Source organism: Embleya hyalina (assembly GCF_003967355.1).
GTDB classification, from domain to species: Bacteria; Actinomycetota; Actinomycetes; order Streptomycetales; family Streptomycetaceae; genus Embleya; species Embleya hyalina.
This window is the reverse complement of record NZ_BIFH01000013.1, coordinates 492,651-504,419: the sequence shown is the minus strand read 5'-3', so window position 1 is coordinate 504,419 and position 11,769 is coordinate 492,651. Positions and strand designations below refer to the sequence as shown.

Below are 11,769 nucleotides of genomic sequence, written 5' to 3'. Positions count from 1 at the left end.
GATCCGGGCGCGGCCGGGGGTCAGCGTCGCCGGCGACCAAAGGCGGGCGCATCGATTGTCGGCGATGGCAAGAAAATGATCATGAAACACGGCCCGCCGCACCCCGGACTCACGGGTGCGCCCGGTACGCCAACCGCAGGCCGAGATCCGCGAGCAGTCGGCCCGTCGGGTCGTCCAGGTCCACTCCGAACAGCTCCTCGGCCCGGCGCAGGCGATAGCGCAGGGTGTTCGGGTGCACGCTCAGCTCGCGCGCGGCGGCCGAGGTGTCGCCGAAGGCGCCCAGGTACGCGCCGACCGACGCGGAGTACTCCGATCCGTGCAGGCGATCGTGTTCGACCATCTCGTGCACCGGTCCGGCCAGGGGCCACAGCGGCGCGAGCCGGTCCAGCAGGCGCACCAGGGTCACCTCGGACACCACGTCGGCGGACAGCGCCGACGCCGACGCGTTCGCCCCGGCCGACGCCACCGCCCGCTCGCGCAGCACCCGCACCACGATCTCGGCCTCCTCGCGCGCGCCGGGCAACTCGTCCGGCCGCCCGGCGGTGGGCCCGACACCGGCGAAGACCACCGTGCCCGGGACCGACCGCGCCGTGGCGACCAGGTCCCGCGCCGGGTCCGCGTGCGCGTCGCCCGCCGGGGTCAGCACGAACAACCGCCGCCCGGCCCGCGCGGTCACGCACTCCGGGCGCAGCGCCGTCGCCTGCAACGCGAGCACGTCGAGCACACGTTGTTCGGCGTGCGTGGGCGGGTCGGCCGCGGCCTCCGTCGCGGGACGCTCGTACGCCTCGACCACGATCACCGTGTAGGGCCGATCCGGGCGCACCCCCAACGTCCGGGCCGCCTGTTCCGCGCCCGCGCCGCCGCCGAGCAGCGTGTGTACCGCCTCCTCCCGCCGCCGCGCCGCCTCGCGACCGCGCGTCTCGTGGTGGACCAGGTGCGGCAGGGCCGCCCGGGCGGCGGTACGCAGCGCCGCCGTCGCGTCCGGCGCGAGCGGGCGCCCGTCGGCCGCGGCCCAGATCGACCCGAGCACCTCGCCCCCGTCGCGCACCGCGATCGCCAGCCGCTCCGCGTAACGCTCGTCGGCGGGCAGTCGAACCACGTCGTCGGTGCCCCACAGGGTGCGGAAGAAGCCGCTCTCGCGCAGCTCGGCCACCCGCCAGCGCGGCACCTCCTGGTTCAGGATGGTCGCCCGGCGCATCGGATCCGGCTCGTGGTCCATCCGGGAGTAGGCCAGCACCCGCGACTGCGGATCCTCGATCGTGATCGCGCCGCCCACCAGGTCGGCGACCGTGTTGGCCAGGCCGGACAGGTCCCCCGGGCGCAGGCTGTCGACGGCGGCGAGTTCGAAGGTGCCGCTCTGCGCGCAGGCGTTGCGCAGCAGGCCGAGCACGTGCGTCCAGCCGCGTCGGGGATGCCGGGTGAGCAGGGCCGTCCCGCCGTGCTCGGCCGCCTCGACCACGGCGGGGTCCACCCCGCCCGCCCCGCGCCGGATCACCAGCGCGCTCGCCCCCGCGTCCCGGGCCGCCCGCACGGCCTCCACCGCGTCGCGCCCGCGCGGATCCACGCCCACCGCGAGCAGGATCGTCCCGGCGAGCGTCGCGCCGTCGGCGTCCTCGTCGCCGAGGTCGTACAGGGTCACCCCCCGCACCGGCACGTCGGTCCCGCGCGGCGCCACCACGACGTCGATGATCCCGGGGTCGATCAGATCCAGGACCCGGGCCAGCGTCGCCGTGGCGGGACGGCCGGAGGATTCACGCTCGGTCATACGTCCATGATCCCGTGCACGACGAGACACCGGGGCGAAGCGGGCGGACGCGGGCGCCGACGCGGCCGGTCACTCCCCCGCGAGTCGCGCCACCCACGGATGTCCGGGGTGCACACGCGTCAGCCACGCGCCGAGCCGGTCCCGCCGCGCCCGGTCGAGGAGCGGAAGCACCCCGTCGAAGTCCGCCCCGTCCTTGGGCCGTACCGCCTTCGCCTTGAACAGCAACACCAGCTCCGGCACCAGATAGGGGATCCCGTCCGCCGTGCGCTCGACGATCGTGTCGTGCGGCAACCGCAGGCTCTCGTCCCGTCGGCAGATCCACGTCCCGCCCTCGTGCGGCTCGCGGAAGACGTCGAACAGGAACCGACCGCTCGACGGATCCCTGACCCAGGTCTGGTGCGTCGCGGCCATCGCCTCGGCATCCGCCCCCGTCCCCGTCCCCGCCCAGACCCGTCCCGATCCCACCGGGTCGAACACGAACTCGGGGAAGCGGTCCCGAATCTCCGCGAATCCCGCCGCCGGCACCGCGATCTCCAGATCGCCGTGCGGCCGCGACCGCCCGCCGCGGAACAGGTCCAACGCCCACCCCGCCGCGACACACCACGGCGTGGCCACCCCGGCCAACCGCTCCGCGACCCGTTCCGGCCGCCAGGCGTGCGCCCATCGGGCATCGAGTTCGTCCGTACCGAGCACAACGCCCCCGGGCGGCAACGATTCGATCATCGGCAAAACCTACCGCCACCCCCGGCGATGCCCTCACGAGTGCATGACGGGGACCGTCATCGGGCTGTCGCAGTCGTGCATCAGCGCCACCAGTCGGCCGCAGTAGCTGCGCTCGGCCTTCATGTAGCGGCGATTTCCCGAGCCGAACGACCAGGCCACGGCATTCATCTCCGCCTCGTCGTGGGAGGGAACCCGGTCGAAGAACGTCGCCAGCCGGTCACCGATGTGCGGGAACCGCCCGACGGGAAGCCGAAGGGCATAGAAGCCGACGCGCTCGATCCGTCCGGTGTCGATCCGCAGCGTCACCGAGAACGTATAGCCACCCGGCGCCGTGAAGGCGAGCATGTCCCCGAAAGTCCGCGCGTCGGGCATGCTGCTCCCGGACAGCGCGAGCAGCCGCTCCGTCGACTTCGCGTCGATGCCCTGCCCGGTGCGGAAGTACAGGTTCGCGGTGCCCTGTTGATGATCCACCGCCACATTCCGCACCACCGTCAGGCCCAGTTCGCGGAAACGACGCTCGTGCCGGCGGATCGTGTCCGGGATCCCGCGCGGCCCGAGGACTTCCGCCACGGGCCGCCTCCCGTCCAGATACACCCATGTCTTGACCAGGCCCCGCGCCGAGTCGAAGTCGCACAGCTCCCTCGATCCTTCGTACAGCGCGCTCCAGGCGCGGATCAGGCCGGTGGCCGGGCTGCGGGCGGGGATGAATCCGGCCCGCTCGGCGATGCGCACGGTGTCGACGGGCCTGCGCTCGTAGAAGCGATAGTTCAGCGCGCCGCCGGGCCGATCGGTGGTGCGCCACAGGACCGCCCCCCGGTGGAAGCTCTCCTCGAACACGTCCAGCACCCGGCGGGTCGTCGGTGCGGAGTAGTCGGCGCCCAGGATGTCGGCGGTCGTTTCGATGTCCGCGAGGAATCGGGACGGAGAAAATTCGATGATAGACATAATCAGGATGCGCTCCCGGTCCTTGCACAGGAATTGACGAAACGGCGGAGCGGCTATTCACTCACGATCCCATAAAGCTCTGCAAGGACATGTCGCGGAACACGAATGACATTCAGAGCATCGAGCACGAAAAGGCGCCCGAATGGCCGAGTTCCGACCGGTCCCGGCGATTATCGACGCGAAATCAGATCAACCCGAGTCGGCGCAGATCCGCCGCATACTTGTCGATCAGCCCGGCGGACAGGTGTGGAATCTCCGACTCGCCGATCCCCGCCGCCCGGACGGCCCGCGCGAACCGTCCGGCCGGGAGGGTGGAGCCGGCCACCGGTTCGGCCGGTTGCCGGAAGACGTGCAGCAGGGGCAGTACGGAGTGTCGGCGCCGTGTCTTCGGCAGGGCCCGCAGCGCGGCCTCGAAGCGGGTGAACCAGACGCCGTGGTCGTCGACGCGGTCGATGCCGTGGCCGGCCGCGACGAGCCAGTCGACGAAGGTGTCCAGCGAGATGCCGTCGTCGTGGGGGTTGACGACGTTGTACGTCCGGAAGCCGTCCCCGTCGTGTGCGCCGAGGATGTCGACGACCCGGGCGACGAAGTCGACGGGCAGGCCGTCGTAGTGCGCGCGCGGCCGTTGTGCCCCGACGTCCCTCCGGTAGAAGGAGGCCGGCGCGATTCCGGTGGCGACCAGGCTCAGCATCAGCCGGGTGAACACGTCGGTCACGTTGAGCTGACCGGCGTGGCGGGGGTGGGCGAGGATCATGTCCGAGCGCAGGACGGTCACCGGCAGCCCGCACAGCTCGTGTGTCCCGCGCAGCAGCACCTCACCGGCCCACTTGCTGGTCGCGTAGCCGGTGGCGTAGGCGTCCGAGAGCCGGCGCTCGGGGCTCGCCTCGCGGATGTCGGCGCTCTCGTCGAGCCGTGCCGGTTCGACTCCGGCGGCCACGCCGACGCTGGAGAGGTAGGTGAACGGCTTGATCCGCCCGGTGAGCGCCAGTTTGATCAGCTCGGCGGTGCCGACCACGTTGGGGCCGAAGAGCCGGTCGTAGGGCAGCACGTGGTTGACCAGCGCGGCCAGGTGGAAGACCCGATCGACGTCCTCGGTCAGCCGCCGCCACGTACCCGCGTCGAGGCCGAGCCGCTCCCGACCGATGTCCCCGGCGAGCACGTCGAGCCGATGGGTGGCCAGCTCCCGGTAACGGCGCGGCAGTTCCCCGCCGCCGCCGTCGAAGGCGGCGTCGAGCCGGCGGCGGGCCTCGGCGTCGTCCCGACCGCGCACGACGCAGACCAGGCGGCCGCCGGTGTCGGCCAGGCGCTCCAGCAGGTCGAGGCACACGAACCGGCCGAGGTAGCCGTTCGCGCCGGTCAGCAACACGGTCCCGGTCGCCGTCGGCCGTACCGCAGTCGCCGGCGAACGGGCCGCGTTCAGGGTGGCGGCGTCGATGAACCGGTCCGGCGTGAGGTCGACGGCCCGTACCACCTCGCCGCCGGCTCCGTGGACGGTGGCCGCCGAGGGTCGTGCCTCGCCGAACTCGCGCACCGCCTCGATGTGTTCCGCGATCGCCCGCAGGGAACACCCCGGGCCGAGCAGCATGCCGACCGGGACCTCGACCCCGAAGACGTCCCTGAGCAGTTCGGCGAACGCCAGCGCGGACAGCGAGTCGATTCCCAGGTCGGTGAAGCGCGCGGCCGGACCCGGGTCCGCGACCGACAGGCCCAGGAACGCGCCGGCGGCCCGGCGGATCGCCGCGAGCACCGGTTGATCGGCGCCGGCCTCGCGCAGCGCGCGCAGTTCGTCCGGCCGCCCGGTCGACGTCTGCTCGTACAGCCGTTCCAGACGATCCCCGTAACGCTCCCTCAATCGGGGCCGGACGTTCTTGCGCAGCTCCGACAGCAGGCCGTTCCCGGTGTCGAAGGGTTCGGTCTCCACCAGGAAGTCCCGGGGAATCTCGTAGCGTTCCAGCTCGGCCTGCCTGGCGACCCGCTGCAGGGACTCGCCCAGCGCCCGCTTCAACTCGTCGCCCTCGGCCCGCGCCATCGCCTCCTCGGTGGGCACGATCACCGCGAGCAGATGGGCGCGCTCGCCGTTGCCGTACACGTAGACCTGCCGCACGAGCGGAGCGGTGGCGAGGATGCCCTCCAGCCGCGAGACCGCGACGAACTCCCCCTGGGCCAGCTTCAGCATGTCGTTGCGGCGGCCCACGTACACCAGCCGGTCCGGGCCGATCTCCCGCATGATGTCGCCGGTTCGGTAGAACCCGTCCTCGTCGAAGACCTCGGCGGTCGTCTCGGGCCGCCCGTGGTAGCCGGGGGTGACGAACTCCGACTTGATCAGCAACTCGCCGCGCGGATGGGGCAGATCGCCGGTGCGGTAACCCGACTCCGGCACGTCGACGAGCTTGTACTCGCTCACCGCGGGCCGCTGCACGAGGGAGTCGAACAAAACGACGCCGGCCTCGGTCGACCCGTAGCTGTCGTGCACGGTCCGTCCCAGATACGACTCCATGAACCGCGCGAGTTCCGGGGACAGTGGCGCGCTGCCGCACATCACCCGCAACACCCGGCCACCGAGGCGGGGCTCGCCGGCTAACTCTCCTTCCTGTCGCGGCGGTTCGTTTCGATGCTCCCGATGGAGCGTGTCGCAGATGCGCGGCACCAGCATCAGCTGGGTCGGCCGGACGAGCCGGATGTCGTCGAAGAGGGTCGAGACGTCGCTCTTCGCCGTGAAGTACGCGGTGCCGCCGTGGCCCAGGGTGTGGAAAAGGGCGGTACGGCCCGCCACATGGCTCAACGGCAGGTATTGCACGGTGATCCAGGGCAGCCCGTCGTCCGCCGGGATGCTGCCCATCCACAGTCGCCGGAGCATACGCTCCGTGTAGATGGCGCCCTTCGGCTCCCCCGTACTGCCGGAGGTGTAGACGAGCAACCGCATCGTTTCCGCGTCCGCGGCGGTCGGCCGGCGCACCGGCGCGGCCGGGGGGAGCGTACGCCCCCGCTCGGTGACGGCCGTGAGGGCGTCGATCCCGGTGCATCCGGCCTCGGCCAGGCGCCTGCGGGCGGCCTCGAACCGCTCGCGCTGATCGTCGACCTCCGGGTGGTGGTCGAACACCACGAGCCGGGGCCTCGACGTGCTCGACAACACCAACTCGACCGCACTGTCCAGGACTTCGACGCCAACCGCCAGGATCCGCGGCCCGACCTCGTCGACGATCGACCGCAACCGGGCCACGGGAGCGCTCGACGGCAACGGCACGGACACCGCCCCCGACCGCAGGCACGCCAGGTCGAGCACCGTGTACTCCAGGCCGACGAAGCCGTACACCGCCACGAAATCCCCGGCGCCGACCGTATGCGCCGCATCCCGCGTCCACTCGGCCGCGACCGCGCCGGCCCGTTCCCACAGTTCGGCGTAGGTGATCGTGTCGAATCGCGGCAGCGCCTCCAGTGTCGTGCGACCCGACGCCGGATCGATCACCGTGTGTGTCGCACGCCGGCCGAGGGCGGGGCGCCGGGCGTAGGCGTCCATCAGGAGCCCGACGCTCCGCACCAGGCTGTCGGCGGAGTCCCGAAACGCCGCGCCGACGGAGTCCAGGGGCACGGCAGCGCGCAACTGCGCGTCCTCCGCCACCACATCGGCGGGCTTCGGGAACCCGGGCACAGCGGCGCCCCGATCCTCCCGGATCTCCCGGTCGCATGTCGCGGAGGACGAGGACACGGCTCACCAACCTTCCGAACGTGGGGGATGTCGATTCCACCGAAAGCCTCCCATCGACGCCCCTGTCGCCGCGTCGCCCCACTCCCAAAACCACCCGACCTGCCGAACGGAACCACCCGAAACGGCCCCCCGTCTGGGTCGACGGCGCGCGCCCCCGCCGGGCAGCCGGTCAAAAACGATCGACATCTACGATGCATGGGTGGACGCATACCAAAAACCGAAAGGCGACGTCGGATGCTGAACTACGGCCTTGACGTGTCCGGTCTGGAACGCGACATCGCCCTCTCCGACCTGGTGGCCGAAGGAGACGAACTCGACGCCCTGGTATCGGCGCACGCCGACTGGACCGAGCCCACACCGGCGGCGGGGTGGACGATCGCCCACCAGATCGCGCATCTCGCCGCAGCCGATACGAACGTCCTCATCGCCATACGCACCCCGGAGGCGTTCGACACCGTGCTGAAACGGACGGAGGCCGCGGGCAGCCGACACGCCGATCTCGAGGCCGCCGCAGGAGCCGCCGAACCAAGATCGGTACTGCTCGAGGAATGGCGCGCCGGTCGCGCCGAGGTGGTGGCGGCGCTCCGCGACCTCCCGGCGGACCACGGATTCCCCTGGTACGGCTCACAGTTGACCGCGACGCTCATGGCACCGCTGCGGCTCATGGAGGTATGGGCCCACGGGCAGGACGTCTTCGATGCGGTGGGCGCCGCACGCCGTCCGACGGATCGACTCCGCGGGATCGCCGCCTTGGGCGTGATCGGACGCGAACTCTCCTTCCACGCGGCCGGGTTGCCCCTCCCGGCGGAACCCTTCCGGGTCGAACTGACGGGCCCGGACGGCCGAACCTGGACATGGGGACCGGAGGACGCCGCGCAGCGGGTGCGGGGTGGTGCCCTCGACTTCTGCCTCCTGGTCACCCGGCGCAGGTCCTCGACCGAGACCGACCTCACGGCGGTCGGCGGGGACGCGCGGGCGTGGCTGGACAACGCCCGCGTCTTCCTCTGAGCGAGTCGCCCGGTCACCGTGCGCCCCGGGCGATCACCGCCCGGGGCGCACGGTCGTGGATCGGCCCCCGCGCGGACGTCCGCTTCGGGCGACGTGGCCCCGCCGGAGGCCCCCCTCGGCATGATCATCGGGTCGGTATCCTGGCCACCGCCGCCGAAGAGGGGAACCATGGAGTTGTCGGGCGCCGCCGATCCGCGGCGGGTCGGACCGTACGTCGTGCTCGGCCCGCTCGGTGCGGGCGGCATGGGCAAGGTGTTCCTGGGCCGTTCGCCCGGCGGTCGTACCGTCGCGGTCAAGGTGGTCCGTCCCGAACTCGCCGACGACCCGGTGTTCCGGGCTCGTTTCGGACGGGAGGTCGCCGCCGCCCGCCGCGTCTCCGGCGCCTTCACCGCCCCCGTCGTGGACGCCGACCCCGACGCCCCGGTCCCCTGGATGGCAACGGCGTTCGTGCCCGGCGTACCCCTGTCCACCGCGGTCGCCCGGCACGGGGCGCTGCCCGCGCCGGCGCTGCGCATGCTGGTCGCGGGGTTGGCGGAGGCGCTCGGCAACGTACACGCCGCCGGCCTGATCCACCGCGACCTCAAACCCTCCAACGTCCTGGTCGCGCTCGACGGACCGCACGTCATCGACTTCGGAATCTCCCGGGCCGTGGAGGGAACCTCACACACCCGCAGCGGCGCGGTGGTCGGCTCGCCCGGATACATGTCGCCCGAACAGGCCCTGGAGCGGCTGCTCACGCCGATCAGCGACGTCTTCTCGCTGGGCGCCACCGCGTACTTCGCCGCCACCGGGCTGCCGCCGTTCGGGACCGGCAACGCCGCCGCGCTGATGTTCCGCGTCGCCGGCACCGAGCCGGACCACGCGCCGCTGGCCGGGCTCGACGAACCGCTACGCGCGCTGATCCTGCGTTGCCTCGCCAAGGACCCCGCCGAGCGGCCCGAACCGGCCGAGGTGGTCGAGGACATCGAACGCCAGGGCGTCGACGTGGCGGCCGGGAGCTGGCTGCCCGCGCCGCTGACCGCCGACATCATGGCGGTCCGCGCGTCGACCCTCACCGCTCCCCCGCCCGCGCCGATACCCCCGACGCCGCCGTCCCCGCACACCCCGCCCGAGCCGCCGACACCACCCACCACCCGCACGATCGGTCGCCGCGCCCTGCTCGTCGGCGTCGCGGGCACCGTCGCGGTGGCCGGCGGCGTCACCGCGGCCGTCGCGCTGTCGGACCGGGGCGGCGGCGGCGTCGAGAACGCCGGTCGCGAGAGCGAGTCCGTCCGCCCCCGTCCGACCGGCGCCCCGCCCGCCGCACCCGCCGTCGCGACCACGCCCCTCACCGCTCCCGACGCCGTCGTCCGCAGGATGCGCGACCTCGGCGAGGCGTGCGCGGGTCTGGTCCTCGGCGGCGACGTCCTGATCGCCTTCGGCCTGTTCGACGCGAACGGCCTGGACCTGGACGCCAAGGCCCGTTGGGGGCCGACCACGGCGAGGATCGAACCCGTGTCGGCCAAACATCGGCCCGGCATCGTGCGCAACGGCGTCCTCTACTTCTGCGGCGCCGGCGGCTCCGCGTACATCGACGGCCTGCACGCCATGGACGTCTCGACCGGAAGAGTCCTGTGGTCGGTGGCGGAGCCGACCGGCGGTCGGCTCCTGCGGGTCGTCGCCGGGATCCTGGGCGACACCGTGATCGTCTCCGGCGACATCCCCGGCGCCACCCCCATGCGGAGTTTCGTGTGGGCCGTGGACACCCGAAGGCGCGCCACGCTGTGGCAGGAAACCGGCACCGACGTGGCGGCGGTGCTGCTGGTACCGCCCACGACCGAGTCGATGATCCTCGCGGCCGGCGGCGGAATCGGCCGAGACGGCGAGGTCGTCGTGCTCGACCCGGCGACCGGCCGACGCGGCTGGCGCAACCCGGTACCCGGCGGCTCCTTCGGCATCTCCGGCCGCAGGCGGGCGTGCTTCGCGGGCGGCTCCTACGTGTACACCGGATCCTCGGTCACCGCGGTCGACCCGCTCGACGGCCGGCAGCGGTGGACGTTCCGGACCGGCCGCGACCGCGTCGACACCTTCGGCGAACCGGTCGCGAGCCCGGACGGAAGGACCGTGTACGTCACCTGCGCCGTCGGCCTGATCGCCCTCGACGCGGCCACCGGCGCGCCGAAGTGGGCCACCGCGCCGCAGGAGGGTTCGCTCCGCGAATCGGACTCGGCCGGGATCCGGATCGCGGACGGCAACGTCTACGTGGCGGACGACAGGGCGAACCTCTGGGCGGTGGACGCCGAGACGGGCAAAGGCCGATGGAAGTACAGCGACCCCACCCAGGACGCGACCAACGTCCTGCTCACGGCGGTGGGCGGCGGTCGGGTATGGGGCGCCAACCGCACCTCGCTGGTCGTCGTCGCCGCGAGCGGGGCCTAGCCGCCGAGCCCGCCGACGACTTCGCCACGACACGCGCGATCGGCCCGGAACGATGCCCGGTCGATACCCGAACCTCCGCTCCGCATCGGGGCATCGACCCACGAAAGGGTGACGGCAGCAGGCCATGGAACAGCTCGACGCCTCGGATCCGCGACGGGTCGGCCCGTACGTCCTGCTCCTGCCGCTCGGCTCGGGCGGCATGGGGAAGGTCTACCTCGGCCGCTCCGCCGCCGGGCGCGCCGTGGCGGTGAAGGTCATCCGCGCGGACTTCGCCGCCGACGAGGGCTTCCGCGGCCGCTTCCGGGCCGAGGTGGCGGCCGCGCGGCGGGTGTCCGGCGCCTTCACCGCGCCGGTCGTGGACGCGGACCCCGACGGCGATCCGCCGTGGATGGCGACGGCGTTCGTCTCGGGCCTGTCGCTGCACGACGCCGTTCGGCGGCACGGCCCGCTGCCCGAGGCGTCGTTGCGGATGTTGCTGGCCGGGGTGTCGGAGGCGCTGGTCGGGATCCATGCGGCGGGGGTGATCCACCGCGACCTCAAGCCCGGCAACGTGCTGCTGGCGCTGGACGGTCCCCACGTCATCGACTTCGGCATCGCCCACGCGCTGGACGGCACCTCCTTCACCCGGGAGGGCACCATCGTGGGCTCGCCGGGCTACATGTCGCCCGAGCAGTCCCTGGGACGGCCGGTGAGCGCGGCGAGCGACGTGTTCGCGCTGGGCTCGACGATGGTGTACGCGGCGTCCGGGCAACGGCCGTTCGGCGACGGGCCGCCCGCCGCCGTGCTCCGGCGCGTCGTCGGCGATCCGGCCGACGTCGGCGCGCTGCCGGCCTCCATCCGGGACGCGGTGGCGGCGTGTCTGGACAAGGACCCCGTGCGACGTCCGACGCCGCGCGCGCTGATCGACTTCGTCAGCCGGGCCGAGGACGGGCCGGGCGGGGGAAGTTGGCTGCCGGACACGATGACGCGCGCCGTGAGCCGCGCGGCCGACGTCCTGACGGGCCTGCCGGCCTCCCGCGACGCGGCGAGCGGTCGCCCGGACCCGACCACGACGCGCGCGGACGACAGACCCACGTCGCCGGCGCCCACACCGGCCGGAACACCCACCCGGCCCGAGACGTCGGCAACGTCCGGGAGCACCGCACCACCTGCGACCTCCACACCAACCGAAACGTCGTCGCCGTCCGTGAGCACCGCACCGCCT

The 11,769-nt window shown here is 72.8% G+C and carries 7 protein-coding genes; 3 read left to right on the top strand and 4 right to left on the bottom strand.

Annotation, left to right across the window (positions count from 1 at the left end; genetic code table 11):
* Positions 1-109 precede the first annotated feature (109 nt).
* The 4 genes from EMA17_RS02195 to car form a co-directional block, all read right to left on the bottom strand.
* On the bottom strand, positions 110-1,765 hold the full coding sequence (locus tag EMA17_RS02195; protein ID WP_126635121.1) for a PucR family transcriptional regulator: 1,656 nt from the start codon (positions 1,763-1,765) through the stop codon (positions 110-112).
* A gap of 69 nt (positions 1,766-1,834) precedes the next feature.
* On the bottom strand, positions 1,835-2,488 hold the full coding sequence (locus EMA17_RS02190; RefSeq protein WP_126635120.1) for a nucleotidyltransferase domain-containing protein: 654 nt from the start codon (positions 2,486-2,488) through the stop codon (positions 1,835-1,837).
* Positions 2,489-2,521: 33 nt separating this feature from the next.
* Positions 2,522-3,433, bottom strand: a complete 912-nt coding sequence (locus EMA17_RS02185) for an aromatic prenyltransferase (protein ID WP_126635119.1) — start codon at positions 3,431-3,433, stop codon at positions 2,522-2,524.
* 184 nt (positions 3,434-3,617) lie between these two features.
* On the bottom strand, positions 3,618-7,139 hold the full coding sequence (gene car / locus EMA17_RS02180; protein ID WP_246126390.1) for a carboxylic acid reductase: 3,522 nt from the start codon (positions 7,137-7,139) through the stop codon (positions 3,618-3,620).
* A gap of 234 nt (positions 7,140-7,373) precedes the next feature.
* Between car and EMA17_RS02175 the strand changes: the two genes are divergently transcribed.
* The 3 genes from EMA17_RS02175 to EMA17_RS02165 form a co-directional block, all read left to right on the top strand.
* Positions 7,374-8,147: a TIGR03084 family metal-binding protein gene (locus EMA17_RS02175; protein ID WP_126635118.1), complete on the top strand. Its 774-nt coding sequence runs from the start codon at positions 7,374-7,376 to the stop codon at positions 8,145-8,147.
* Positions 8,148-8,315: 168 nt separating this feature from the next.
* On the top strand, positions 8,316-10,565 hold the full coding sequence (locus EMA17_RS02170) for a serine/threonine-protein kinase (protein WP_160161280.1): 2,250 nt from the start codon (positions 8,316-8,318) through the stop codon (positions 10,563-10,565).
* 124 nt (positions 10,566-10,689) lie between these two features.
* On the top strand, positions 10,690-11,769 hold a 1,080-nt coding region (locus EMA17_RS02165; RefSeq protein ID WP_218042595.1), incomplete at its 3' end, for a protein kinase domain-containing protein.